A 26021-nucleotide genomic window follows, 5' to 3' on the forward strand; every position below is an offset into this window, starting at 1 on the left:
GTGATGCGACTCATGTCGCGTTCGCGCAAGGAAGTACTATAGCACTCTTTGCACCCATCGTCATCCAAAGGGCGCAACTTTTTTTGAATCATGCCAACGCTAGCGCACAGGGAGGCTCCGGAGCCAGCGAAGCGCGAGGTCAGGCCAGGTAGCGATGGTGTCCGGCTGCACCTGCGCGTTGTTACGCGAGGTGACGCGGCCGCTCGCCGGGTCGCAAACGAGCTCGCCGCACTTGTCCATGGCGGTCTCGGCCACGCCGAGGGCGCTGCCGTGCGGGCCATGCGGAAACACGTGGAGCTCCGCCGGAACCCCGCTCTCGTGAAGGGCCGCCGCCAAAAGGAGGCTGTTCTCGACGGGCACGCTCTGGTCATCGAAGGTGTGCCAGAGGAAGGTGGGCGGCCAGGCCTCGGTCACGCGATGCTCGAGCGACAGCCGGCTGACGAGCTCGCCCGTCGAGCTCGCCCCAAGCGACGCGGGGTCGGCGGCATCCGGCAGCCCCGGGGCGCACAGGGTCTCGAACGAGCCATGGTGCCCGAATGCGCCCGAGGTGATGACCGGATAGCCCAGCACGAGCGCGCTCGGTCGAATGTCCTCGCAGACGGGGGCGCAGGCGCCACGCATTGGCGCAGCCTGGGGCGCCGGACCCTTCCCCGGCGCCAGCTCGCGCTCAGGTACCGACACGGTGGCCAGCAGGCGTCCCGCACGCTCGGCCAGCCAGGGCTGGTTCCAGAACGCACCGAGGCACCCGGCAAGATGGCCGCCCGCGGAGAAGCCGGCCACGTAGATGCGGGCCGGGTCGATCCCCCACTCGGCCGACCGCTCGCGCAGCAAGGCCAGTGCGCCGGCGGCCTCCACGAGCGCCTGGGGCCAGCGTGCCGGCGCCACGCTGTAGCGCAGCACGCAGGCATGCAGCCCCTCGCCACAGAAGCGCAGCGCCACGGGCTCGGACTCGCGGGCAGACAGGTGGCCGTAGCCCCCGCCCGGCAGCACCACCACGCACGGGCGCGCCTGCGTGGCCGCCACGGCGGGAATGCGCTCGAGCAGGTAGGCGTCGAGCGTGGCCCCGCCAAGACCTATGTGTTCGCACAGCATGAGCAACCTCCATCACAAAACGCGAACGACCATCCTACGCCGTGGGCTCGCCGTCGGCCCGCTCGAACGAGGCCGTCTGCCCGCGGCTCACCTCGAATTGGTGCTGGTCCACCGGAAAGGCGCCGTCGCCGGTCTCGGGCTCGGGCTCCACGGGGCTCTCCACGAGATGTGCTGCCAGCGGCTCGAGCCCCGCCTCGCGCACGCCCCGAGCCGCCAGGCCCGCAATCACGAATGCGCCGTGCGGGCAGAGGTGTGTGTGGTCGTCCACGCCCTCGGGATAGTTGAAGTACTCCCCCAGCTCGCCATGGTTGAAGAGCCTAACCGAGCGGTCGGGCCCAAGCTCTGCCAGCAGCTTCGTGGTCGAAACCGTCAGGTCGATCAGTGGCACCTGGAGCTTCGCGGCGAGCTTGCGCGTGGCATCGGCGTAGTCGCGGTGCGTGTCCTCGGGCACGCCATCCTCGCCAAACTTGCGACGCGCTATGGGCGTGAGCAGCACGGGATGGGCGCCCTTTTCGCGGGCAAGCTCCACGAAGCGAGTGAGGTTGGCCGTGAAGTCGACATAGGGCTCGGTGTGCTGGACGGGGCGAGCGTGCTCGTCATTGTGGGCGAACTGGATGAAGAGCCAGTCGCCGGCGGCAAGGTCTTCCGCCACGGCATCGAAGCGCCCGCAGGCGATGAAACTCTTGGTGCTCTCTCCGTTGTGAGCATGGTTGATGACCTGCACCTCGTTGTCGAAGTAGCAGCCGAGGCGCTCGCCCCAGCCAGTCTCCGGGCGCTTGGTGCCGAGCTTGGGGGCGCAGGTAGAGTCACCGGCAATGAACACACGCATGGCTTGCTTCCCTTCGTTGAGAGTGTGCGATGCGGGGGAATTGGACGTTGAGACGGAGCCGCAACCCGCCGGGTCAAACAAGGCGTCAATCGAGGAGGACTCGGAGGTCGCAGGCGCAGGACCGTGGCCTCGCGCCGAGACGTGGCCCTCGCCCGCCGTCCGGCCCTCGCCCGCCAGGCGAGCCTTGACCCACGCCACCTCGTCCGCGAGCAGGTCACCGCAGAAGTGGTGCGGGCCCGGGTGATGGTCGTGGCGCAGGGACCCCGTCACCACCGACGGCCCCTCGGAATCCGCCGATGATGACCCAGCCGCGCCAAGCAGCTCGTATGCGGCACGCGCGACGGCCACCTGCTCGTCGGCGTTCGCCACGCCGCGGCATCCGTTGAGGTGATCCTCCGTGCAGCTCTGCACCACGAGCGGGCGCGGCGCGACGAGCGAGGCCACATCGCCCATGTCGTAGCTGCGCCACAGCCCCGGAACATAGTTGCAGCTGCAGTTGTTGTTGAGCTCGAGCAGCGAGTCCCGCACGCCGTAGAGGTAGCCGCTGACGATGGCCCAGCGCACGCGCTCGTCCAGCGCCGAGAGCCAGAGCGTCTGCATGCCGCCGCCCGAGAAGCCCACGCAGCCCAGGTCCTCGAGGCTCCACTCGCGACGGGTCCCCACGTAGTCGACAAGACGCATGAGGTCCCACGTGAGCATGCCGATGACCGTGAGGCCCAGGGGCTCTACCATGTGCGCGAGCTGCACGTCTGAGCAGCGCATGAACTTCTGATCCTCGTCGCCCTGGCACGCGGCGTCACGGCGCTCGCCGGAGCCACGGGCGTCTGGGCAGAGCGCCACGTAGCCAAGGCGCGCGAGCTTGAGGCCATAGTCGTAGTCGAACTTGGCGAGCGCGTCCTCGACCGCACCGATGCCGCGCACGCCGGCCACGGCGAGCTTGCCGGCGCCCTGGTGCCCGTGCGGACAGAGGACGACAAGGGCCCTACCGTCGGCCGCGCGCAGGCGGTCGTCCGGGATGAGCGCGTAGGTGGGCATCCACTCGCCCGGCTGCACCTGCACGAGGATGCGCTCGCGCGTGGCAAACACATCCGGAGACCCCTCAGCCACCGCGCTGCCGTTGCGGGCGATGCGCACCCGCTCGGTCACGCGGCCCTCGGGCGGGCATGGCTCCATGAGGTCAAGGCCGAGCAGCCCGCGCAAGCGCGTCCGGGCGTCATCGCGCCAGGCAAGCCAGGCGTGGGCATCTCCGCCGGCAAACGCCCGCTTGCGGGCAAGTCGGTCGAACACCCGCCGCATCGTGGGCAGGCTACCGAGATACTCGGCGACATGTGCCGTGCGCCCGCCCTCGGCGAGCTCGATGGCACCACCGGGGACGAGGACGGTCGCCTCCCCGTGCGCCCTCCCGAGTTCCCCGTCGGTCGCAGGGCCCACGCCCTCGCGGGCCACGGAGGTCACGCCCCGCGTCCCGCACAAGCCCTCGCCCGCAACGCCGCAGCAACCCTCACTCATCGCACGCCTCCGGATCCCAACCGTCCTCGCCCGCGAGCACCCGCTCGCGGGAGAACTCCTCGGTCGCCTCGTCCTCGCCCAATACCGACGTCCACGCCGGCCACGCAACGCCTGCGGCGCCAGGCCCCACAAGCCCCGCGCCCACGTAGCGCGACGCCTCGCGCGCATGCGGCTTCTTCCAGTCGAACCAGCCCTCGGGCTTGATGTGCGCCCCAAGCTCGCAGTCCACGAAGGCCGTCTGCGCCCAGTCGCGCCACGGTCGCCCGAGGTAGACCGTGACATTGGCGCACCCCTCAGACGTGAGGCGGCACCGGGAGAACACGAGCCCATAGGGCTCGCCCTCCGGCGTGGAGGCAGCGGTCACGTAGCCGTTCGGGTCATCGCCGCGGCCCAGCGAGCGAATCTCGCAGCCCTCAAAGAAGCAGCGGCCGCCACCGAAGACGAAGTCCACGTCACCGGCGATCAGGCAGCCGCGATAGTACTGGCGCCCCACGACCCTGGGGCTGAACTGCTTGGGGCCGATGAACCCACCGGGCTGAATCTCGCGCGGGGGCAGCGGGCCGCAGAACAGGGTGTCCTGGCGCCCGAGCAGCGCGCAGTCGAGCACACGCAGGCGGTCGCCGTCGGCATAGAGGGCGATGGCCTGCCCCACCTCGCGCCCGTCGCCCGCGTCGTTCTCCACGGCGAGGCCCCGCAGCGTGACGTCGGGCGCGTCCACGAGCATCGTATAGGTGCGGAAGGTGCCAAGCAGCATGCCGTCGCCGGCAGGCATCTTGGCGCCCAGGCCGCTCGCGATGCGCGTAGCCTCCCGCCCCTCGCCCACAAGCGAGAGGCGCGGGCGACGGACCTCCACCCGCTCGCGATACGTACCGGCAGCCAGGTGAATCGTCACCGGCTCCGGCATCGCGCCGCCCGGCTTCACGCCGGCGTCCGCATCGCGCCTCGCCACGAGGTCGAGCGCCTCGCGAATCGTCCGCGTATCACCCGATCCGTCAGACGAGACAAGCAGCTCGAACATCAGGCCTCCAATCAACAACAGATACAAGTGGCAAAAGGGCCCATGCGCCGAGGCGCACGGACCCATAGATGGACGGCAGGCAAGCCGAGGCCCCGCCGGCAAGATGCCCGGCGCGGAGCCACCCCCGAGCGGGATCGTGGCGGAGCAGATTGCCGCGAAGGCGAGGCGCCGCGTACTTTAGGTACGCAAGCCGAAGCCTGAACGGCAAGATGCCCGCCACGATTCCGCTCGGTTAGAGCGTGACGCCGTCTTTCCAAATGCTTATCTCATGGCACCCGCGGCGCTCGGCGCTCGTCTCTTGGCCACTCGCGCACGCAAGTACAAGCTGGTACAGGTCGTCGGCCGCCTCGTCGAGCGTGCGCGTGCCATCGGCCACCACGCCGGTGTTGAAGTCCATCCAGCCCGGCTTCTGCTTGCTCAGGCGCGAGTTGGTGAACACCTTGAGCGTGGGCGCCGGCGCGCCAAAGGGCGTGCCGCGGCCGGTGGAGAACAGGATCACGTGACAGCCCGCGGCCGTGAGCGCCGTGGTGGACACCATGTCATTGCCGGGCCCGCACAGCAGGTTGAGGCCGTGCTTGGTGGCGCAACCGGCGTACGGCAGCACGTCCACGATGGGGGCGGAGCCGCCCTTCTGCACGCAGCCGCAGCTCTTGTCCTCGAGCGTGGTGATGCCACCGTCCTTGTTGCCGGGGCTCGGGTTCTCGTAGACCACCTCGCCGTGGTCGAGGAAGTAGTCCTTGAAGCCATTGAGCATGCCGGAGGCCGCGTCGAACACCTCGCGGCTCACGCAGCGGTTGAGCAGGAAGCTCTCCGCGCCAAACATCTCGGGCACCTCGGTGAGCACGGTGGTGCCGCCGCGGGCAACAAGCTTGTCTGACACACGGCCGATTGTGGGGTTGGCCGTGATGCCGGAGAGGCCGTCTGAGCCGCCGCACTTCATGCCAAGCACGAGCTCGCTCGCCGGAATCGGCTCGCGCTCGAACTGCGCCGCGTAGTCCACGAGCTCTGAGATGATCGCTCGGCCGGCCTCCTGCTCGTCAACCACCTGCTGGCAGTTGAGGAACTTCACGCGCTGGGGGTCGTACTCGCCCAGCTCGTCGAGCACCTGCTGATGCGTGCAGTTCTCGCAGCCCAGCGACAGGAACAGCACGCCGCCGGCGTTGGGGTGGCGCGAGAGGGCAACCAGCAACTTCTTGGTCTGGTTGTGGTCCGCACCGGTCTGCGAGCAACCAAAGGGGTGCGGGAAGTAGCGGATGCCGCCCACGGAGCCATGCACGAGGTCCGAGCACTTCTCCACCATCGCGCGAGCCACCTCGTTCACGCAGCCCACCGTGGGGATGATCCAGATCTCGTTGCGCGTGGCGGCGCGGCCATCCGGGCGACGGAAGCCCATGAACGTCTCGGAATCCACGTGCTCGGGCTCCACGGGACCGCCCGCCGGCGGGTTGTAGCTGTACTCCACCTCGCCGGAGAGGTTGGTCTTCACGTTGTGCGTGTGCAGCCAGGTACCCGGCACGACATCGGCGATGACGTGGCCGATGGGCAGGCCGTACTTGACGACCGCGTCACCGGCGGCCAGCGCGCGCACGGCCATCTTGTGGCCCTGCGGGATGTCCTCGACCGCCGTGACGGCGCCCACGCCGTCGGGCACCTCGAGGGTCTCGCCCTTCGCGATCGGGCGAAGGGCCACGACCACGTTGTCGGCGGGATTGATGTGTACAAAGGAGTTCATGGATGTCCTTAGAGGCAGGCGGCGAAGGCGGCCTTGGTGCCCTCGGCGCGGATGGTGCCCAGCGCGGCGACGACCGCGGACTCGAGGCCCTCGACGTCCGTAAGGTCCTGGCCCCACATCTGCCCGTCGGTGAGGACGGCATGGACGAGCGCGGCGTCGCCATCGGCGTGGTGGGCGGCATAGAAGTCCAGCACGTAGGCGTCGTCCTGAGCCGTGTAGGCGCAGCCGTCGGCACGGCGCAGGTGCAGGCCGTCGTCCTCGCGGCCCTCGAAGCCCGTGGTATAGAAGGCGATCAGCGCGGCCAGGCTCGTCACGAGGCAGCTCGGCAGCCTGTGCTCGCTCGCCACGAAGTCGAGCAGGGTCGGCAGGTCGCGGGCACGCCACTTGGCCGTGGAGTTGAGGCAGATGGAGAGCAGCTGATGGTCGATGAAGGGATTGTCGAATCGGCTCTCGACGGCGGCGGCGAAGCGCTTGCAGTCCTCGACGTCCAGGTCGGCGGCGAGCGTGGGGATGACCTCGTCGTTCAGGAGCTTGCCCATGAAACCGGAGACCACGTCGTCATGCATGCAGTCGCGCACGATGTCGAAGCCCGCGAGCCACGCGCCCGGCACGAAGCCGGTGTGCGAGCCGTTGAGGATGCGGACCTTGCGCTTCTTGTACGGGGTGACGTCCGGCGTCACGAACACGCCAGGCAGGCCCGCCGCAGTGAAGGGCAGCTTGGCCGCAAGCTCCTCGGAGCCCTGGATGCCCCACATCTGGAACGGCTCGCGCACGGCCAGGAACGGGTCCTCGTAGCCAAGGCGCTCGGCCACCGCGGCGGCCTCCTTGGGGTCGCGGATGCGACCGGGGACGATGGTGTCCACGAGGGTGGTGCAGAAGGTGCAGTCGTGCTCGAGCCACTCTGCGAACTCGCCCTCCCAGCCCCAGTCGGCCACGTACTGCTTCACGATGCGAAGCAGCTCGGCGCCGTTGTGGTCGATGAGCTCGCAGGACAGGATGATGACGCCAGGCTTCTTGGCGGCCCAGCGGACGTGGAGCACCTGGGCGAGCTTGGCCGGGAAGGACGCGGGCGGCTGGTCGGTGGCCGCGCACTCCGGGTCGTAGGCGATGCCGGCCTCGGTGGTGTTGGAGACGATGAACTCGAGGTCGTCGGAGACGGCGAGCTCCATGATGGCGGCGTAGTCGGCCTCGCGGTACGGGTTGAGGCAGCGGCTCGCGCTGGAGATTACGCGGGTCTCGTCAACGACCTCGCCGTTCTCGCGGCCGCGAACGCACACGGTATAAAGGGCGTCCTGGGCGTTGAGGCCGTCGGCGAAGCCATAGCCGCCGGAGATGGGCTGCACGAGGGCGATCTTGCCGCACCAACCGGTCTTTTCGGCCGCCATGTCGAAGAAGCGGTCCACGAAGGCGCGCAGGAAGTTGCCCTCGCCAAACTGCAGCACCTTCTCCGGCGCGTCCTTGGGCTGCAGGAACCCCTTGTAGCCAATCTCCTCAAGCGTCTTGTAGCTCAGCGTGTTCATATGAGTGTCTCCTAATACTCGAGCTCGAGGGGCATATTGAAGTAGCGGACGGCGTTGTTGTAGCTGATGTCCTTCACGAGCTTGCCAAGCACCTCGAAGTCGGCGGGATACTTGCCGGCCTCCACCCACTCGCCGATGAGCCCGCAGAGCACGCGGCGGAAGTACTCGTGGCGCGGGTAGCTCAGGAAGGAGCGGGAGTCCGTGAGCATGCCCACGAAGTTGCCCAGCACGCCCTCGTTGGCGAGCGCCGTGAGCTGCTCGCGCATGCCCACCTCGTTGTCGTTGAACCACCAGGCGGAGCCGTTCTGGATCTTGCCGGCGACGGGAGCCTCCTGGAAGCAGCCCATGACCGTGTCGATCATGGTGTTGTCGACCGGGTTCAGGCTGTAGAGGATGGTCTTGGGCAGGCCGCTCTTCTCCTGGATGGAGTTGAGGAAGTCGGCGAGCTGGTCGGCCGGGGTGTAGTTGGAGATGCAGTCGTAGCCGGTATCGGGGCCGAGCTTGGCGAACATGGCACGGTTGTTGTCGCGCTTGCAGCCAAAGTGGAGCTGCATGGCCCAGTCGAGGCGCACGTACTCGGCAGCGGCGAACTGCATGAAGGCGGTCTTGTACTGCAGGACCTCGCGCTCGGTGGGAACTTTGCCGGCCATGCCCTTCTTGAAGATGGCCTCAACCTCGGCCTCGGTGGCCGGGGCATACATCACGTAGTCGAGCGCGTGGTCGGAGGCAACGCAGCCCAGCTCGGCGGCCACGTCATAGCGCTTGGAGATAGCGCGCTTGAAGTCGGCGAAGGTCTTGATGGCGATGCCAGAGACACGGGCAAGCTTCTTCACGTAGGCGGCAAACTCGGGGCCACGCTCGACGCGCAGGGCCGCGTCCGGACGCATGGCCGGGACGACCTTCACGTCGAAGGAGTCGTCGGCGGCGAGCTTCTTGTGGAACTCGAAGGAGTCGGCCGGGTCGTCGGTGGTGCAGACGAGGCGCACGCCGGAGTTCTTGACGAGGTTGCGGGCGCTCATCTCGGGCTCGGCGAGCTTGGCGTTGGCGAGGTCCCAGACCTCCTGCGCGGACTTGGAGTTGAGCACGCCGTCGAAGCCGAAGTAGCGCTTGAGCTCGAGGTGGCTCCACTCGAAGACGGGGTTGCCCACGCAGCGCTCGAGGGTCTCGGCCCACTTCTGGAACTTCTCGCGCGGGTCGGCGTCGCCGGTGATGTACTTCTCGTCCACGCCGTTGGCGCGCATGAGGCGCCACTTGTAGTGGTCGCCGCCCAGCCAGACCTCGGTGATGGTGCTGAAGCGCTTGTCCTCCCAGATCTCCTGGGGGTTGAGGTGGCAGTGATAGTCCACGATGGGCGTGCCATGCGCGAACTCGTGGAAGAGCCGCTGGCCCGTCTCTGTGCTGAGCAGGAAGTCCTGATCGTCCATGAACTGCTTCACGTCTGCGCTCCTTCGTCTGGCCGGGGTGCCCCCGGCTTCGCGTCCCAACCGGGAGTTCCCGACCTGGGGAGTTCCCGTCCTGGCGTCGCCTTTGTTAGCGGCACTTGTTTGAAACCGTTTTCATAGCTTCTTCGTTCCAAGTGGTGCTTTACGCACCTCTCGGCTTGACATAGTGAAGCCTCTGCGCATGCAAATCAAGTCACAATATGGCCTTTTTCTCGGTGTTTATAGTTCTACAACAGGCATTTCGCTGGAAGCTCTCGCTGGAATCTGATTTCCGATTTCATTTGGTTCTCGGTAAACGGCAGATGGTACCGTTTTCATCGGTTTGCCATATCTTCACGTTTTGACCTTTATTCTGTTATCGTTTCCATAAGCTTGGCGCCGATGATGTCCCACGGTTACAGATAGCCCATTTCACCTGCAAACTCGCATGTGTGGCCCTCGAACGCCCAGCTCGCAAACCGGTCCCACCGCAAAGGAGCCACCATGGCTGCCAAGAAGGCCACCATCTCAGACATCGCCACCGCGGCGGGTGTCTCCAAGACCACCGTCTCGCGCTACATCAACGGCCGATTCGACCTACTCTCCGAGAGCGCTCGCACCCGCGTGGAGAAGGCCATCCAGCTGGCCAACTACCGCCCCAGCGCCGTGGCCCGCAGCCTCAAGACCCAGCGTTCCTGCCTCGTGGGCGTCGTCGTGGCCAACATCACCACGCCGTTCGCCACCTCGCTTTTGAACGGCATCAGCCAGGGCCTGCGCGAGGGCAGCTACGTGCCCATGTTCGCCGACGCCGCGGACTCGCCCGAGACCGAGCACGCGCTCATCGAGTCTCTCGTGAGCCACCAGGTGGACGGCCTCATCGTCAACACCACGTGCGCCGAGAACCCCGAGCTCATCGCCCTCGCCAACTCGGGCACGCCCGTGGTGCTCGCGGACCGCTACATCAATGACTACAACTTCGACATCTCCGCGTGCGAGTATCGGGAGCCCACGCTGGCCCTCATGCGCCACCTGCGCGAGGCGGGCTATCGCCGCGCCGCCCTCGTGACGCAGGAGTACCGCAACAACTCCCCGCGCGAGACGCGCCGCGACGCCTTCGTCGAGGGAGACCTCGAGCTCTTTGGCGCGCAGGACCCCGAGGCGGACGTCTACCTGGCCGACCCCTGGAACCCCGGCGCCATGCGCGAGGTGATGCGCCGCCTGCTCGAGGAGAGCGACGGGCCGGTGGGCGTCTACGCCACCAACACCGTGACGCTGATTGCCGTCAACAACGCGCTCGAGGAGCTTGGCGCGCGCGTCCCCGGCGAGGTGGGCCTCTGCGGCCCCGACGACTGGGGCTGGGCGCACCGCATGGGCTGGGACTGGACGAGCACGCTCGCCGGAGGCGTCACCACCTTCGAGACCAACCCGTACCAGATGGGCTACGAGGCCGCGAAGCTCATGCTCGAGCGCATCAACGACCCGGCAGGCAAGAAGCGCACGTGCCTCATCCCCACCGAGCTTCAGATTCGCGCGAGCACGAGCCTCCAGGCGCCCGAGGCGTAGCGAGCGCCAGCGCGTCAAGCCCACTCTGCGCATCGCCGGACGAGCCTGCCGCATCGTCAACCGATATCCCCCAAGCATGCCACGCTCGCCCCTTCGTGGCCCGCTCGACGCGACGCGGCCTTCACAAGCGCGTAACGCCCCTTCGATAGAATAGGTGGCCAACGTCGAGGGCCCCATGGCGGGCCATGAGGGGGACATATGGCAATCGGTCCGTTTGGCAAGGGCAAGAGGGAGATCACGGCGCCAATCGGCAGACGAGGCGGAGCCGGGGCAACGCCTCAGCAGGCTTCCGCCAGCCAAGGCGAAGGCAGCGTCCCGCAGCAGGCCGCATCCCCTCTCCCGCAAGCACGAGGCGCCCGCGCCGCGGCGCCCGGCGTCCCGCAGCAGGCAGCCAGCCCCGCCCCGCACGTGCCCGGCACGCATGCCGAAGCCTCCCTCCCACACCGGGCCAGCGCACAAGCGCCAAGCCCCTACGCCGAAGCCACAACCCCGCTCGTGGAGCCTGCCGGCGCCACCCTGCCCCGCCCCGCCGCTGGCGCAGCACCGGCGCAGCCGCGCTCGAACCTGCGTTCGGCCTCACTCGGCACGCGCTTCAGCCGAAAGCGCGCCCAGCGTCCGCGTAAGCCCCGCAAGCCCAACAAGCTCGCCCTGCTCATCTCGGCCTGGTGGAACCGCCTCATCGGCGCCGTCTACTCCGGCTCGCTCTCGAGCCAGACCGAGCAGTACGCCGCCCACAACACCACGCAGGACTACATCTGGAACTCCGTGGGCCTGGGCGCCTGGGGCGTCGTGTTCCCCATCCTCTCAATCGTCACCACGCAGCTCGTGAACGTGGATGCCGCCGGCCGCTTCTCCATGGCGTTCGTCACCGGCACGCTGCTGCTCTTCATCGCCAACTACGGCGTGCGCACCTACCAGGTCTCCGACATCGACGAGACGCACTCGTTCTGGGACTACCAGGTGAACCGCATCGCCACCTGCCTGGCCATGCTCGCCGCGGGCTTCGCCTACTGCAAGTTCCGCGGCTACGACGCCCAGATGTTCACGCTGTCCATGGGTATGTTCCTCTACCGCGCCATCGACGGCCTGGCCGACGTCTACGAGGGGCGCCTTCAGCAGATGGACAAGCTCTACCTCGCCGGCGTCTCGCAGGCGGTGCGCTCGGCGGCCGTCATCGTGGGCTACACCGTGCTCATCTTCATCACGCACGACCTGGGCATCGCGGGCATCGCCATGGCCGTGGGCGCCATCACGAGCTTCGTGCTGCTCACGCTGCCGCTCACCTACTTCGAGACGCCGAGGAGCGCCCGCCCGACGGTCTCGGGCGTGAAGGACCTGTTCGTTCAGTGCTTCCCGCTGTTCGTGGCGCTGTTCCTCTACAACTTCATCGACAACATGCCCAAGTTCTCGATGGAGGGCGCGCTCCCCTACGCGGACCAGCTCTACTTCAACGCCCTGTTCAGCCCGGCGCACATCATCATCATGGCGATCGGTTTCATCTACAAGCCGCAGCTCACGCGTCTGGCCGAGATCTGGGCCGACCCCAAGCGCCGCGTGCGCTTCGACCTCATCGTGCTGGCGGTGCTCACCATCATCGTGCTGCTCACGCTGGGCGTGGCCGCCTTCATGGGCACCATCGGCATCCCCATCACGAGCTTCCTGTACGGCGTGGACTTCGAGCAGTTCAGGGGGCTCTGCTACGTGATGATCGCCACCGGCGGCGTCTGCGCGGCCATCGACTTCCTGTACCAGATCATCACGGTGCTGCGCCGCCAGAAGGCCGTCACCCGCGTCTACCTGCTCACGCTGGGCTTTTCCCTGTTCATCCCGCCCTTGCTCATCGGGTTCACGGGGCTCACGGGCGCGGTGCTGGGATATCTCATCGTCATGTGCATCCTGCTCGTGCTGCTCGTGACCGAGTACCTCTCCATCCACGCGGAGCTCTCCGAGACGATGAAGGCGCTGCACTTCCGCCGCGAGGACAAGCCTGCCGTTCGAGAGGAACCGGCAGCCGTAGCGAAAGCGGGCACGGACGAGGGCGAGCGGGCCGAGTAGCGAGGCCGGACGGCCCACCGTGCCCGGCGCGTGAGTCGAACCCGGGGGGAGTCCAGGAAGGCCAAGCAGCAAGTTTGGACCGACTAGGCTCGGCATGGGTATCGATTTGGAGCCCAGAGAGTCCGAGCACAGCCCAACCGACACGCCCTCCCGCCACCCAGGCGCTACCATGGGAAACGTCGCAGAGCAGACGGACGCAAGGGGGCCGCATGGACACTGACGAGAGCCGAGCCGCGGAAGGCAGAAGGCCCACGCCCGCAGGTGACACGCCAGCGGGCTCCTCGCCCGCGATTCCCTCGCCCGCGCCGAGGGTGCCGCGCCCACAGGCCCTCCCCCGCGAGCTCTCGCCCTCGCGCGCGCTCACGGACTTTGCCTACCTCGGCCGCTGGAATGACTTCCTCGCCCAGCTCGCAGACCGGGCCCTGCCCGAGCGCTGGGACTTTGGCGGCGCGCGCATTGCCAACGAGCCCGAGCTCACGCAGGACGCGGCCGCAGGCGAAAGCGCGATTGCCGGCGCCGGGCCGCTGCAGCCGCACCTGCACCCCATCCTCAAGAGCTACATCGCCACCACGTTCTACCGCCTCCAGCGCGAGGGCAAGGTGTGCGTCTCCGAGACAGACCGGCTCGCGGCCTTCAACTCCGGCCTCGTGGACCGCCACTATGACGACATCTACGTCTGCTTCAAGCCCAACTACATGCCCGGCCGCATGCCATGGGTCTTCGACGGCCTCTGCACGCAGGGCGAGGGCCGCCTCGGCAAGGAGCTCGTGCGCCGCTTCAACCCCCTGCCGCAGCCGGCGTCCTACTTCGAGCGCAAGGAGGACCTGCTCTTCGACCTCGACCGAAACCTCGTCATCAACTACGACCACGTCCTCGTGGACAACATCGGCAGGCTGCCGCTCGCCTTCATCGAGGAGGGCCTGCGCACGGACCACGTCACCTCGCTCGAAGAGGTGCGCGAGCGCCTTCGCTCGGACCCCTCCGCCTTCCGCTACCTGCGAGGACGCCTGGACGACGCCGTCGAGCTCGCCCGCAAGCGGGTGCGCTGGAACTGGCGCACGGCCATCCCCATGTACTACCCGCGCGCCAACGTGATGAGCCTGCTTCTCCCCCTCTGCCTCATGGATGACGCTCGGGCCGACGCCGCGCTCGTGGTGGAGCTCATGGAATCCGGCAACTACCAGGGCCAGACCATCCTCACCATGCAGCAGGCCTACATAGACGCCCGCATCGTCTGCCGACCCGACAGCGACTGGCTCACCCCCACGGCGCACTAGCGCACCCGCACGCCGCGCTCCGTGCCCCCACGCTCGCCCACGCCATTCCCTCCGCCCCATCCGGCCCAGCCTTGCCCTTAGAGAACCCGCTGCTGGTAGAGGCCGTTGTCAACAAAGCCGAGACGGCGATAGTAGGCGCGGGTGCCCACGGCGGAGATGACGTTGATGCGCCCGTAGCCCGCCTCGCGAGCAAGCTCGCAGGCACGCTCCACGAGGGCGCGCCCAAGGCCGAGGTGCTGGGCAGAGCCCGTCTGCTCGCCAAGGCGCGAGACCGTGCCGTAGACGTGCACCTCGCGAATCATGGCCTCGCCCGGCCTCACGGGCAACCTGCCCGCATGGGCGCGCAGGTAGTCCTCGCGCGGCAGCGAGAGGCGGAGGAAGCCCGCGATGCGCCCCTCCGGCGTCACCCATTGAAGGAACCGCTCCGAGGTGTTCGTCGTCTCGTACGTCAGCACGTCGAGCGTAAGCGTCGACACATCCACGTCGCCAAGCGCCACCTCACGGGAACGAATCTCGCGGATAGGCGCGGCGGCCGAATCGATGGCCGAGGAGGCATCATCGGGGCCTGCCGCCGGAAGACACGCCAAGCCGGCGCTCGCAGGGGAGCCAGGGGAAAGCGCACCGCCAAAGTTTCGCCCATCGCCCTTTCCGGCGGCACGCGAGCTGGCCTCCCCCGCCTCGCGCATGCGCTCGTCTATCAGCTGCCGAAGGTTCGACTTCTTGTTGCCGGCCACGATGTCCTTCGCGGCAAAGTCTCGGATCATGCGCGAGATGCGGCAGAAGGCGGGCGTAGCAAGCACGTCCGCAACCAGCACATCCACGAGCTCGTCCTCGGTATAGGGGCACCAGGCCCCGCTCGCGTAGTCACGCGCGAGCGGGGCGCTCTCGATGAGGGCGCAGGGATAGAGCTTGATCTCGTCGGGCTGGAAGGCCGACGCGCTCACGAGACGACGGTAGTCGGCGATGTCCTCTCTGGGCGTGGAGCCCAGAAGGTTCACCATCGCGTGCGCGTGGATCTTAAAGCCGAATGCCCGCAGGAGCTCGAAGGATTCCTCGATGCAGGCCACCCGCACGCCGCGGTGGTTGATGTCGAGCACGCGCTGGCTCGTGCTCTGCACGCCCATCTGCACCTTCGTAGCGCCCAGGCGTCGGATGAGCGTGAGCGCCTCCGGCGTGGCGGCATCGGGACGGGTCTCCACCACGAGGCCCACGACCCTGTGGCGAGCAGTCTCGTTGATGCGTTGCTCGCGCTCGAGGTCCTCACGCGCGGCGCGGGCCCCACCCCCGGGTTCCCAGGGCCCGTGTTCCCCGGCCCCGGATTCCCCAGCCCCATAGAGCCTGCGCACGGCGGCGTTATACGAGAGCTCGCCCGCAGTGACGGCACGCTGCGCCTCGGCCACGGCGTCGGCATCGGCGAGCGCGGGACCGTAGCCGCTTGGCCCGGCGAACTCACCCGCACGCGCATCCGCGTGCCCGCCAGTGCGCTCCTGCGCATACGCGCCCGAACGACCCCGCTCATAGTGCGCCAGGCGCCCAAGAAACGCCTCGTCATCGAGCCGCTCGGGAGAGTCGTCCGCATCGTTGAGCGCCCGGAGCAGCTCGCGGGCAAACCACAGCTGGTAGCCCTCGGGATAGTCACTCCAGGTGCCGCCCAGCACGATGAGCTCCACCTTGTCGGTAGCGTGCCCCATGCGCGCAAGCGCCGCCAGGCGCACGCGAACCTGCAGATAGGGATCAAAGTAGTTCTGTTTGGCCCGCTCGCAGGCAGGCTCTGCCGAGAGGTAGCTCTTGGGCATGCGCACGTCGCTGGGGCAGAACCGGCACGCGCCGGAACAGGGCCAGGGCTTGGTGATGACGGTGATGGGCGCCACGCCCGAGGCGGTGCGGCGCGGCTTCACCCGCAGCACCGCGAGCAGGCGCCGCTCGAGCTCAGGCGTTATGTCCCAGCTCTTCCAGCGTTCAGGCTCCGTCGCCTTCACGCGCTCGTAGTAGGGCGTGAGCAGCCGCTTGGCATAGGCCCGCGAGTCGCCGATGCCGCTCAGCTTGAGCGCCGCGTGCGTGATGCGCAGCAGCTCGCGATCATCGACCTCCTGCCCGCTCCGCAGTCGCTCGAGAATCTGTAGGATGATGTGTTCCATGCGGGACAGTATAGACGGGTAGGCCGAGGCGTCGGCTTGCGAGCGCAGGCCGGCCGTGGGCACTTGGGCAGACCGGGGACAACACGCCAGCGCAAGCCACAGCGCCGGCACTCGGGCCCGGCACCACCCCGCCACCATTCCCAAGCAGGCACGCCAACCAAGAGGCACACGTGGACGAAGCAAGCATACGAACGCTCATCGAGCTCAACCGCCGCTTCTACGAGCGGCACGCAAGCTCGTTCTCTGCAACGCGCGAGAACGGATGGCCCGGCTGGCGCAAGGTCATGGAGCTCGCTCACGGGTCTGGCGTCCGCAACGCGAGGCCCCTGCGCATCCTCGACGCCGCCTGCGGCAACCTGCGCTTCGAGCGATTTCTCGTACGTGAGCAGCCAGGCATCCCACTCGACGCCCTGTGCATCGACTCTAATGAGGAGCTCATGCGGGCAGGCGCACAGGCCCTGGAGGGCGACGCGAGAGAGAGGGCCCACCCCCCAGCGGGTGGCACGCATCGAAAGGCCCGGCCCCCAGAGGGCGATACGCAGCAGCGAGTCCGCACGCTCGACCTCGACATCCTGGAGACGCTCCTTGCGGGCGGCAAGCTACCGGTCCCAAACAGCTCCTTCGACCTCGTGGCGTGCTTCGGCTTCCTGCACCACGTGCCGGGCGAGGGGCTGCGCCGCACGCTCCTCCGCGCGCTCGTACGCACGACGCGCCCGGGCGGCATCATCGCCCTCTCGTTCTGGCAGTTCATGAACGATGAGCGGCTGCAGGCCAAGGTGATACGCGCGGACGCCCAGGCGGCAGCCATGCGCGCACCCGTGAGCACCCCGCTCCCTGGAACCCCAGCCCCCGGAACCGCGACGCACCTCGAGGCCCCGCCCGCGCCCTTCCACGCAGGCGTCACCATGCCCGCGCTCGAGCCCGGCGATCACTACCTCGGCTGGCAAGGAGATGCGCAGGTACTGCGCTACTGCCACCACTTCAGCGAGGAGGAAATCGGCGCCCTCGCGCGCGCCGTAGCCCCCAAGGCACGCGAGGTCGCCCGCTTCTCGGCAGACGGAAAGACCGGCGCCCTCAACCGCTACCTCGTCCTCGAGAAAAGCTAGGTCGTAAACGCCTTCTGGAACATACGCAGGTACTCCTGGGCGTCGGGCTCGCCCCTAGCGCCCGCAGGAGAACAGCGGCTCTATCACGAGGAAGTCGTCCCCGTTCGCCTCCGGGAAGTGGTCGAAGTGCGAGGTCGGATCCACCGCAAGCCAGCGCGTGATCTCTGAGGAGGGCCGCTGCGAGCCCGTGATGTTTCTCTTCCCTCGGTCTCGCGGCCGTTCGAAGTAGCTGAACAGCACGTCGTCGTGAATCGAAATAAACTGGAACCGGTCGCCCACGAGCCTGCCCTCGCGCACGATTGCCTGGTGATGGCACACGTAGTCCATGAGCTTGTCCGGCTGCAGCACGGCGATGCGCCCGCAGCGCTCGTCGGGTGCGGGCCTGCGCAGGTAGCTCTCGGGCGTCGTAGGCTCGTCAAACCAGAACACCGGGCACATGTAGGCCCAAGGCTCGAGCCCACGCAGGCCAGGGAACGGCACGAGCAGGCCGTCGAGCCAGCGCCATACGGCCGGAGCTCGCCGAATCGCCGCGAAATCCGGCAGCGCGCAGCGTTTGGGAACAAGGTTCGGCCTGCTCGCCACACCATCCTCCCCGCCACCCTGTCCCTCATAGATATGCTCGAGGTAGAGGAACAGCTGGTTGTGGTAGCGATAGAGCCCCGCCGTCAGAAGCTCGCCCTCGTGCACGCGCACCCGCGCGTCAGACGCGGCGGCTGCAACTGCGGCCTCGAGCGCCTCCTCGCTCGCGTCATCCCTCAGCACCGCGCGGTACGAGGCCCGTTCCACATATGCCGTCATGTGTCATCGCTTCCCTTATCTCGTGCCACGTCACAGCGCCGCGGCGCCATGGCGTCCCGCCCATGGCCCTCGGGCGTGCCCACGGTCGCCTCTCGGCACTCCGGGCGCCACAGTATCTCGGGCGTCCACCCGCAGCATCAGCCAATGGCCACGGGCTCGCAGAGACCCACGCCTACCGCTCCGCCAGCTCGACGGTCACCTCGGCCGACGCCTCCACCTGCGAGAGCGCCCCCTCGGCAAAGACGCCCTCCCGGCGCACGCGCCCGCGAATGTGAACGTCGGCGGCGGCACGCACGTAGACGGCCGGCACCTCGTGCTCGTAGACGTCGCGCACGCTCGGTTGCTCGTCAAAGACGTTCGGCGGCTGCGTACCCACGACCCGCTGGGTGAGGTGAAGATCGGAGACCTCCACGCCCTCGATGAGCGGCTCGTCGCCGGCAGAGACGTCACCCTCCCCCGCGATGAAGACGCCGCCCTCGCACTCCATGAAGACGTGGTCGAAGGTCACGTTGCGAATATGGCCGGGTTCCTTTGCGGTCGGCACTCGCCGCGGCGTGGCCGAGATGAAGATCGGCTCTCCCATGCCCCACCAGCGCGGGGCAAACTCGCGCCCGGGGCAATCGGCGAAGTGGCGCGTGTTGCCCGAGACGTGGTGGACGTGGATGTCCTCGATGGTCGCCCCGTCGCGCGCCCAGATGCCCACGCCGCGCGAGCAGTCGCGGAACACGCAGTCTGAGAGCATGACGTTGCGAATGCCACGTGCCGTCTCGGTGCCGATCTTGAGCGCCGAATCGTGGCTGTAGAGTACGCAGTTCGAAATCACGACGTTCTCGCACACGCCGTACTTCTCGGCCATCGGCGGCGTGTTCTTGACCACGATCGCGTCATCTCCGCCCTTGACGATGCAGTTGGTGATGACAACGTCGGAGCAGGTGTCGGGGTCGATGCCGTCGTTGTTGGCACCGCGCTGGTCGTTGAGGATGCGCACGCCGTCCACAAGCACATGCCGGCAGCCTGCCATGTGGAGCGTCCAGAATGCCGCCTCGCGAAAGGTGACCCCGCGCACCGTGAGGGTCTCGACGTCCTCGAAGAAAGTCGTACGCGGCCGCTCCCACGCGGGTACGCGCACGTTCTTGGGGCACTCGTGGAAGCCGCCATCGGCGCCGTCGTCGTAGAAGACCTTGTCGCCCTGGCCGTAGATGGTGCCCGCGCCCTCAATGGAGATGTTCTGGGCGTGCCGGGCGAACAGGAAACACCCGCCGGTCCAGCCGGCGTTCTCGGTGTCGTCGTCGAACTCGGCCGCGAAGTCTATGCCGTCGGCGAGGTCGAGGCTCGCCACGAGCCAGGCGCCCTCCTCGAGGAACAGCGTCACGTTGCTCTTGAGCACAAGGGAGCCGGTAAAGAAGCGGCCGGTCGGGATCACCACGCGTCCGCCACCGGCCACGTGCGCGGCGTCGATGGCGGCCTGGATGGCCAAGCGGTTGTTGGTAGCACGTGGGGAGTCGGGCGTGGCGTCGCAGGGCAGTGGTACCTCGTCCACATAGTCTGCGACAGCACCAAAGTCCGTGATCGGATAGTCCATGCGGGATTCCCTTCTGGTAGGGTGCGCTCGGGCTGGGCCGTAACGGACGCCACGCAGCTCCTGGCCCAGCCGAGTCGGGCGCGCCCCATCGAACCGTAAGCGAAGGACGAGTGGCAGGCGCATGGCCACCACCCGCCCGCGAGGTCGTACGCAGGCGGTGCCACATGGACCGCCGCGCTCCGCGACCGGCCGGGGTAGGTGGGGAAACGGCCGGTCACGACCTTGAGAAGGGTTGCCTCGATACGTAGCGTATGCGGTCGGTTGCACGGGAACGTGGTGCCGGAACGTTCACGAAACTTTTCGCTGCGAATGGCCCAAGGTGCCCACCGAACAAGAATGAGACCGATACCAGCCTACGAGGCAGGCCATCTCGTTGGGTCCGGCACTCGGAGCACCTCCAGACGCGCCCACGTCGGGCCCAACGCCTGGGCAGGCCGGCGCCAGACGCGCCTGCGCCGAGCTCGGCATTCGATATAGCACCCGGTACACCTACGCCAAGCACAGCGGATGGCTTTCCGAACTGGGGCCTCGAGGCCAGCGGCCCCAAGCCTGCCGGCACACACTTCCAGTTTCATCCATCCGAGACCCGCCGCGCACTTGCCCTATACTTTTTCGAACGTTTCGGAACGAGGGAGCGACATGGCCGACCAGACACCTTCCAGGCGTCGCCCCACGCTGCGCCAGATTGCCAAGGCGGCCAACGTCTCGGTCGCCACGGTCTCCAAGGCGCTCAACGACAACGGAGACGTCTCGGCTCGCACGAAGGTGGAGGTCTGTCGCATCGCCGCCGAGCTTGGCTACGAGCCGCGCGGGGCCAGGAAGGTCGGCGCTGGCTGGCGCTCCGGGCTCATCGGCCTCGTGACCTGCGACGTCTACGGCAAGCCCTCGATGCCCCTGCTCTTTGGGGCCGAGCAGGTCGTGGGGCTCGCACGCCACGCCGTGCTGCTCACCAGCTCGCGCGGCCAGGCCCGCCTCGAGCGCTCGCGCGTGGAGCAGCTGCTTGCTCGCGGGGTGGACGGGCTCATCGTCTCGGGCCCCTCTGCCGACGCACGCGCGCCGCTCGACCCCGAGCTCATACGAGACGTGCCCGTCGTCTACGCCATAAGCCCCTCGACCGACCCACGCGACTGCTCCGTCGTCTCCAACTACGAGCAGGGCGCCCACGACGCAATCGCGCACCTCGCCGCCATAGGCAGGGGCCGTATCGCCGTGATAGGGGGCGTCGAGCACGCCCGCGCGAACCAGGAGCGGCTGCATGGCATCGAGCGCGCCCTCGACGAGCTCGGCCTCGAGCTCGCGGCTCCCGTTCATTATCGCGACTGGTCGAGCTCGTGGGGCCGCGCGGCAACGGCGCGCCTGCTCGACAGCCACGCGAACTTCGACGCCCTCTTCTGCTTCAACGACCGCATCGCACGCGGAGCCGAGGAGATGCTGCTGCGCCACGGCGTGCGCATACCCGACGACGTGGCGATCGTCGGCTTTGACAACTGGGACGAGTTCTTGCTCGATACCGAGGTGCCCCTCACGACGATGGACAACGGAGCGGAGCGCGTCGGGAGCCTGGCGGCCCGCTACATCCTCGACGCCATCCACGGAAAGCCGCATTCCGGCCTCACCCGCATACCCTGCGAGCTCGTTCGGCGCACGTCGACCGGCTCGTGAGCACGTCAATAGGGCGTTCAATATACCGTTCGCCGTCTAATAGCTACCGCCTAAGGATTCTCGTTACATTTCTATTGAAATGTTTCGATATTCGTGATTCTTACTTGCACTCTTGAGGACGACGCGTCAAAGTGTGTCGCGAAGCGCCGGGGAGCGCTTTGGATGAACAGCTTTGAAGAAACAACCGCGAACGACACGGAGGCGAGAGTCGTGGCCAAGAAGGTTATGAGCGCACTCGATTACCTGAAGACCCACCTCATGAAGGGCATCGAGTTCGAGAACAAGTACAACCGTTTCTAAAGACCGGGCCCGCCCGCGGGCACATGTCTATGACACGACCCCCGCGCGAGGTGCTCGCACGGGGGTCGTGTCATACGGCGGGGATTAGGGCATGAACGTCACCAATAAGGGCGTGAACGTCACCGGAGCTCGAGTCGTCCCCTACGAGGCGCGCAAGAGAGAGGCGACTCCCAAGCCTCGGGCGAGATGGCCTCGCACGACGCGTCGACGCGCTCGGACCCCTACCGCACCTCAGGCTCCCACGCCGGAATCTCGACGGTCTCGCCCGAGCGGATGCGCACCGCCCTGCCGTCCACCTCGAGCCACACGTCGAGCCTGCTCGGGTTGTAGAGGTAGTCGCCGCTCGCCGAGTATACGACCGAGCGCAGCGCCTCCACGTAGTCGTACACCTCGATGTTCGAGGCATACCACACGTCGGCCTTGCCGCTCACGCGGTCGAGGAAGCGCTCGAGCGTACCCCAGGCCGCCCTGCCCGTGGCCTCATAGCCATGCCCCCACACGTAGAGCAGGTACGGGTCCCGGTAGCTCTCGATGGGCGCCAGGAACTTGTCCACCACGCCGTCGAGCTCGGGTTGCACATAGCTGCACGCCGCGTCCCAGGTCATGAAGTCCGCTGGCAGGCCCACGCAATCGTAGCTGCGGCGCGTGGTGCGACCGTAGCAGATGCCGCAGGCACGGGCCGTCTCTACCACGCCCGCCACGTCCGGGAAGCTAAAGCTGATGGGCCACGCCATGCCACGCACCGGCGCATGCGTGATCTGCTCGAGTTCGCTCTTGCAGCGCACGATCTCATAGGCCGCCATGGAGCTGGGAACGCGCCCCAGGTGGGCATGGGTGTAGCCATGCACGGCAAGCTCGAAGCCATCGTAGGTCTTGGCGATGCGATCGGCCGCGAGCTTCTCGTGCTCCACGGCAAAGCCGGCCTGCTCAAGATGGTCCTTGTGGCCAAACAGCCCCGTGTTGAGGTTGAACGTCGCGCGAAGGCCACGCTCGCGCAGCATGTCCGTGATGCGCAGGTCCTCGACCGTGCCGTCATCGAACGAAAGCGTGCAGCACTTGCGCACGCCGCCCACCCAGAGCGGCCGGTCCTCGCGAAGCCTCAGCATAAGAGGTCGATCCGGTGAATCGCGGGGTGGCCAAACCGGTCCGTCACGAACAGGATGTACCTGCCGTCCTCGGTGAAGCACGGGTGCGGGTGCGCGTCTTGCGGCGTGCCCCAGCGCGCGCTCCAGCTTGTGCCGTGATAGGCGAGCTTGACCTCCTTGCGGCTCTCAAGGTCGATCAGGTACAGGAAGTCGTTGAGGATCTTGCCGCTCGCTCGCCGCGCCTCGATGTCGGCCTCCTTCTGGAGGTGGATTGGCGTCGTATCTCCCTGCGCGTCCCCCACAAAGAAGCGGCCGGCGTGGTCGCAGATGCAGTGCGCGAAGGTCTGGCACGGCATCACCACGGTCTCCTCGAGCGTGTCCGGGTCGATCTCGTGGATCTCCTCGACGCCCGAGCCGTCCATCTCGCGGTACACGAACGCCAGGTGCCTGCCGTCCGGCTCCCAGAACTCGTGCGTGAGGATCAGGTCGCTCGGCTGCTCGCGGCAGCAGCGCTCGTTCGAGCCGTCACGGCTCACGAGCCAGATGCGTGCGTCGATCACGTCGTAGGGGCCCTCGTGGCAGAACATGATCGTGTCCGGGTCGCCGGGACAAATCTGCGAGTGGCCGAGCCAGCACCTGCGTTCGATGACCACCTCGTGCTCGCCGGTCTCCACGTTCACGTACACGATGCGGCACAGCGGCTTGGCCAGGCAGTTCTGCTTGAAGAAGTCCCAGTTCGTGCCACCGATCGCCGAGGCCATCGTGTCCGTCTTGACCTCCACGATCGTGAGCGCGGGCACGTCACGCGACACGCCGATGTCACGCCCTTGCCAGCCCTCGGGCGTGCGGTAGACCTCCTCGCGGCTCTGGTCGTCGAGGGAGAGGCGCCAGATCGCGTTGTCCTGGTGGTAGAGCACGTGACGCTCGTCGCTCGTGAACTCGGCGCCCCAGTCGTCCACGCCCTCACCCTCGGTGAGCTGCGTCGCGTCGCCGGTGGTGAGGTCCATGAGGAAGATCTGGCGCTCGCCCCCGATCTCGGGCGAGTAGAGCAGCCAGCGACCATCGGCCGTGGTCATGTGCGCGTAGAAGTACATGTGGTGACACGTGATGTCGGGATTCGTGAGACGCTCGACGTGCGCGCCGGTGAACTCGTCCACGTAGGTCGTGAACTCGTTGTGGATGATGGTGCCGATCGCCATGGTGCTCCTTTCGTATGCGAACGCTGCGCCCGGGCGTCTCGCAAATGCTTTGTTGCGCCTTTCTTGCTACCGCAGTCGCTCCCCCATGACCATTCGCCGCATGCAGGCCATCTTGGGTAAAGATTGTCGCGCGCCCCCCACAGGGAAGGGCACGCGACCAAAGCGGGGCAGGAGCACCGCGAAGAGCTTCGGGGGCAGAACGGGGGACCCGCTAGGCGGCCGGAGTGGCCTTCTGGGCATCGTCGGTGCCCTTGTTCGAGAAGTTCACGACGCGGTTGTTGCCCCAGCACTTCTCGTACGGGAAGCCCGTGAGGTCCTCCACAAGCGCGCGGGTCTCGGGGTCCACGTCGGCCTTGGAGCCGCCGGCACGCAGGCGCTCGATCTCTGCCTGGAGCACGACGCGCTTCTCCTCGTCGAGCTTCACGCGGAAGGTGAAGAAGATGCCGAGCAGGCAGAAGAAGATCGGCACGAAGACGAAGATGTTCGTGAGCATCTCCACGACGCCGTCAGGCTGCACGTCGGCACCGCTCACGAAGCCTCCGGCGGCGAGCACGGCAGTGATGACGACCTTCTCGATAGCCATGAAGATGTTGTCGATCGTGGAGTTGACGGAGGCGTACTGGCCCTCGCGACGCTTGCCGGTGAGAATCTCGTCGACGTCGGGGATGAAGCTATAGGCGAAGTCGGTAGCGTTCACGACGCCCGTGATGCCGAAGTTGAGCGCGAGTGCCAGCACGATCCAGGCAACGATCGTGGCGGCCTGGCCGATCTGCTCGTGCACATGTGCCAGAACGAACATGAGGAGGAAGACCACGATGGCCTCGACGGCGCCCACGCGGTACGAGCGGGAGCTTCCGATCTTGGCGTTGAGCCACATGAAGAAGCCCACGAGCGCGATGCCCACGGCGAACGAGATGCCCGTCTGCAGCGACACCTGCGACGAGGTGAGGCCAAGCACGAAGATGAGGAAGTAGGTGAGGATGGCGCCACGGACGGCACGGAACATCGTCTCGGAGAGGTACATGCCCAGGTAGTTGCGGAACTCGCGGCAGGCGAAGGTGGAGACGTAGTTCCACACCACGAGCGGGATGCGCTTGAGCAGCGGCACCTTCTCGCCGTCATGCGCGTCGGCACCGGAGAAGTCGGTCGTGACGTCGTGGGGGCGTTCCTGGATCGTGAAGAGGCCGATGACGATGACGATGGCGAAGAACACGTTGTACAGAAGGCTCATGTTGAAGTAGACGTGCCAGTCGGACTCGCCCCAGGCCAGGAACAGATAGGTGTTGATCGTGGACAGGGCGATCGAGGCGACGGCCGTCGCGATCTGGTTGACGCCAACGAGCTGGGCGCGCTGCGTGGAGTTGTTGCTCATCTCGGAGGGCATCACGTACTGAACTGTGGAGTAGCCGCCGTTAGCCGTCCAGTACAGCAGGTTCGAGAGGAAGTAGAACCACATCGGCAGGCCGGGGATGAACTGCACCTGCATGAAGACGACCTGCACCGGTACCGTGAGCAGCAGCGTCGCGCGCCTCCGGCCAAACTTGCGTCCGAGCGCCGTGCTGTAGAGTCGGTCGGAGATGTAGCCCCACACCGGCGCCATGAACGCCGCGACGATCGTGCCCACCGAGACGATCATGCCAGCCGAGGCGATGTCGATGCCGCCGAAGGTGGTGAAGAAGAACATCTGCCACAGACCGAGGAAGGTGTTGGCTATGGTGCCGATGCCCACCGTTCCGTAGCCAAGCTTTGCCCTCAGGGGAAGCTTGGCGCTGAGCTGCTCCTTTGCGTCTTTCGTCGCGTTTGCCATAGGACTCTCCTTCTGATTCAGTGCGACCCCGTCCGAATCGTGCGGGTGACGGGAGAACGCATGCCCTCTGCGGGCATCGGACGCGCGCGGTCGCATGCCGCTTGACGTGGTTTCAGAATAAGGAGGCAGTCTTTGATGGCGGCGAACGCGCCGACCAACGCACCGAACGGCACCCCATATGAAAATGGAACCGGTTCCATAACCATAAACTCACGACATGATGGAATGCGTTTTCATACCCGTACGGCACTGAGCCACATAATCGCAGCTAGATTGCTTGCTCAAGAGAAAAGGCGATGCGACGGGTGCCGGGTGTTCGGCACGTGCG

17 protein-coding genes are annotated in these 26021 nt (G+C 67.0%); 5 read left to right on the forward strand and 12 right to left on the reverse strand.

Annotated features, from left to right (window positions below; genetic code table 11):
• Positions 1–99 precede the first annotated feature (99 nt).
• The 6 genes from EFAMC2_RS05715 to uxaC all read right to left on the reverse strand — a co-directional run bounded on the left by EFAMC2_RS05715 (position 100) and on the right by uxaC (position 9136).
• Positions 100–1092: an alpha/beta hydrolase gene (locus EFAMC2_RS05715; protein WP_154027888.1), complete on the reverse strand. Its 993-nt coding sequence runs from the start codon at positions 1090–1092 to the stop codon at positions 100–102.
• Positions 1093–1126: 34 nt separating this feature from the next.
• Positions 1127–3430, reverse strand: a complete 2304-nt coding sequence (locus EFAMC2_RS05720) for a GDSL-type esterase/lipase family protein (RefSeq protein WP_154027889.1) — start codon at positions 3428–3430, stop codon at positions 1127–1129.
• Positions 3423–4448: a pectinesterase family protein gene (locus tag EFAMC2_RS05725; protein WP_154027890.1), complete on the reverse strand. Its 1026-nt coding sequence runs from the start codon at positions 4446–4448 to the stop codon at positions 3423–3425. The genes EFAMC2_RS05720 and EFAMC2_RS05725 overlap by 8 nt, the downstream gene beginning before the upstream one ends.
• 232 nt (positions 4449–4680) lie before the next feature.
• On the reverse strand, positions 4681–6180 hold the full coding sequence (locus tag EFAMC2_RS05730; protein ID WP_154027891.1) for a UxaA family hydrolase: 1500 nt from the start codon (positions 6178–6180) through the stop codon (positions 4681–4683).
• 8 nt (positions 6181–6188) lie between these two features.
• On the reverse strand, positions 6189–7700 hold the full coding sequence (locus EFAMC2_RS05735) for a tagaturonate reductase (protein ID WP_154027892.1): 1512 nt from the start codon (positions 7698–7700) through the stop codon (positions 6189–6191).
• An 11-nt stretch (positions 7701–7711) separates the two neighbouring features.
• Complete coding sequence (gene uxaC / locus EFAMC2_RS05740) at positions 7712–9136, reverse strand: glucuronate isomerase (protein ID WP_154027893.1); 1425 nt, start codon at positions 9134–9136, stop codon at positions 7712–7714.
• 489 nt (positions 9137–9625) lie between these two features.
• Here uxaC and EFAMC2_RS05745 point away from each other — a divergent pair, with 489 nt between their 5' ends.
• From EFAMC2_RS05745 to EFAMC2_RS05755, 3 genes are all read left to right on the forward strand, one after another.
• Positions 9626–10684 carry a LacI family DNA-binding transcriptional regulator gene (locus EFAMC2_RS05745; RefSeq protein WP_154027894.1) on the forward strand — a complete coding sequence of 353 codons (1059 nt, stop codon included), beginning with the start codon at positions 9626–9628 and terminating at the stop codon, positions 10682–10684.
• 495 nt (positions 10685–11179) lie between these two features.
• Positions 11180–12739 carry a lipopolysaccharide biosynthesis protein gene (locus EFAMC2_RS05750; RefSeq protein WP_187325176.1) on the forward strand — a complete coding sequence of 520 codons (1560 nt, stop codon included), beginning with the start codon at positions 11180–11182 and terminating at the stop codon, positions 12737–12739.
• Positions 12740–12948: 209 nt separating this feature from the next.
• Positions 12949–14016 carry a DUF3825 domain-containing protein gene (locus tag EFAMC2_RS05755; RefSeq protein ID WP_154027895.1) on the forward strand — a complete coding sequence of 356 codons (1068 nt, stop codon included), beginning with the start codon at positions 12949–12951 and terminating at the stop codon, positions 14014–14016.
• Between the two features lie 77 nt (positions 14017–14093).
• Here EFAMC2_RS05755 and EFAMC2_RS05760 read toward each other — a convergent pair whose 3' ends face one another.
• Positions 14094–16154: an elongator complex protein 3 gene (locus EFAMC2_RS05760; protein WP_261980127.1), complete on the reverse strand. Its 2061-nt coding sequence runs from the start codon at positions 16152–16154 to the stop codon at positions 14094–14096.
• 170 nt (positions 16155–16324) lie between these two features.
• Here EFAMC2_RS05760 and EFAMC2_RS05765 point away from each other — a divergent pair, with 170 nt between their 5' ends.
• Positions 16325–17260 carry a class I SAM-dependent methyltransferase gene (locus EFAMC2_RS05765; protein ID WP_154027896.1) on the forward strand — a complete coding sequence of 312 codons (936 nt, stop codon included), beginning with the start codon at positions 16325–16327 and terminating at the stop codon, positions 17258–17260.
• A 54-nt stretch (positions 17261–17314) separates the two neighbouring features.
• On the opposite strand, the gene EFAMC2_RS05770 is transcribed toward EFAMC2_RS05765, so the two are convergent.
• Positions 17315–18058 (reverse strand): hypothetical protein, encoded by a 744-nt coding sequence (locus EFAMC2_RS05770; protein ID WP_154027897.1) that lies wholly within the window; start codon positions 18056–18058, stop codon positions 17315–17317.
• A 172-nt stretch (positions 18059–18230) separates the two neighbouring features.
• Entirely contained in the window at positions 18231–19640 is a 1410-nt protein-coding gene (locus tag EFAMC2_RS05775; RefSeq protein WP_154027898.1) for a glycoside hydrolase family 28 protein, read from the reverse strand.
• A gap of 639 nt (positions 19641–20279) precedes the next feature.
• On the opposite strand from EFAMC2_RS05775, the gene EFAMC2_RS05780 reads away from it, so the two are divergent.
• A complete protein-coding gene (locus EFAMC2_RS05780; protein WP_187325177.1) occupies positions 20280–21302 on the forward strand; it encodes a LacI family DNA-binding transcriptional regulator in 1023 nt (340 codons plus the stop codon).
• A gap of 521 nt (positions 21303–21823) precedes the next feature.
• Here the strand turns inward: EFAMC2_RS05780 and EFAMC2_RS05785 are convergent.
• The 3 genes from EFAMC2_RS05785 to EFAMC2_RS05795 all read right to left on the reverse strand — a co-directional run bounded on the left by EFAMC2_RS05785 (position 21824) and on the right by EFAMC2_RS05795 (position 25693).
• Positions 21824–22708, reverse strand: a complete 885-nt coding sequence (locus EFAMC2_RS05785; RefSeq protein ID WP_154027900.1) for a polysaccharide deacetylase family protein — start codon at positions 22706–22708, stop codon at positions 21824–21826.
• Positions 22702–23886 (reverse strand): oligogalacturonate lyase family protein, encoded by a 1185-nt coding sequence (locus EFAMC2_RS05790; protein WP_154027901.1) that lies wholly within the window; start codon positions 23884–23886, stop codon positions 22702–22704. Before EFAMC2_RS05790 ends, EFAMC2_RS05785 begins: the two co-directional genes overlap by 7 nt.
• Before the next feature lie 211 nt (positions 23887–24097).
• Positions 24098–25693, reverse strand: coding sequence for an MFS transporter (locus EFAMC2_RS05795; protein WP_187325178.1), 1596 nt, complete (start codon positions 25691–25693; stop codon positions 24098–24100).
• Positions 25694–26021: the final 328 nt, after the last annotated feature.

The sequence above is a fragment of the Olsenella uli genome (assembly GCF_901212655.1).
GTDB lineage: Bacteria > Actinomycetota > Coriobacteriia > Coriobacteriales > Atopobiaceae > Parolsenella > Parolsenella uli_A.

Excerpts from the sequence above, each read along its gene's own strand:
- EFAMC2_RS05715 (WP_154027888.1), bottom strand. The coding sequence starts at position 1,092 with ATGCTGTGCGAACACATAGGTCTTGGCGGGGCCACGCTCGACGCCTAC.
- EFAMC2_RS05720 (WP_154027889.1), bottom strand. The coding sequence starts at position 3,430 with ATGAGTGAGGGTTGCTGCGGCGTTGCGGGCGAGGGCTTGTGCGGGACG.
- EFAMC2_RS05725 (WP_154027890.1), bottom strand. The coding sequence starts at position 4,448 with ATGTTCGAGCTGCTTGTCTCGTCTGACGGATCGGGTGATACGCGGACG.
- EFAMC2_RS05730 (WP_154027891.1), bottom strand. The coding sequence starts at position 6,180 with ATGAACTCCTTTGTACACATCAATCCCGCCGACAACGTGGTCGTGGCC.
- EFAMC2_RS05735 (WP_154027892.1), bottom strand. The coding sequence starts at position 7,700 with ATGAACACGCTGAGCTACAAGACGCTTGAGGAGATTGGCTACAAGGGG.
- EFAMC2_RS05745 (WP_154027894.1), top strand. The coding sequence starts at position 9,626 with ATGGCTGCCAAGAAGGCCACCATCTCAGACATCGCCACCGCGGCGGGT.
- EFAMC2_RS05755 (WP_154027895.1), top strand. The coding sequence starts at position 12,949 with ATGGACACTGACGAGAGCCGAGCCGCGGAAGGCAGAAGGCCCACGCCC.
- EFAMC2_RS05760 (WP_261980127.1), bottom strand. The coding sequence starts at position 16,154 with ATGGAACACATCATCCTACAGATTCTCGAGCGACTGCGGAGCGGGCAG.
- EFAMC2_RS05770 (WP_154027897.1), bottom strand. The coding sequence starts at position 18,058 with ATGACGGCATATGTGGAACGGGCCTCGTACCGCGCGGTGCTGAGGGAT.
- EFAMC2_RS05775 (WP_154027898.1), bottom strand. The coding sequence starts at position 19,640 with ATGGACTATCCGATCACGGACTTTGGTGCTGTCGCAGACTATGTGGAC.
- EFAMC2_RS05780 (WP_187325177.1), top strand. The coding sequence starts at position 20,280 with ATGGCCGACCAGACACCTTCCAGGCGTCGCCCCACGCTGCGCCAGATT.
- EFAMC2_RS05785 (WP_154027900.1), bottom strand. The coding sequence starts at position 22,708 with ATGCTGAGGCTTCGCGAGGACCGGCCGCTCTGGGTGGGCGGCGTGCGC.
- EFAMC2_RS05790 (WP_154027901.1), bottom strand. The coding sequence starts at position 23,886 with ATGGCGATCGGCACCATCATCCACAACGAGTTCACGACCTACGTGGAC.
- EFAMC2_RS05795 (WP_187325178.1), bottom strand. The coding sequence starts at position 25,693 with ATGGCAAACGCGACGAAAGACGCAAAGGAGCAGCTCAGCGCCAAGCTT.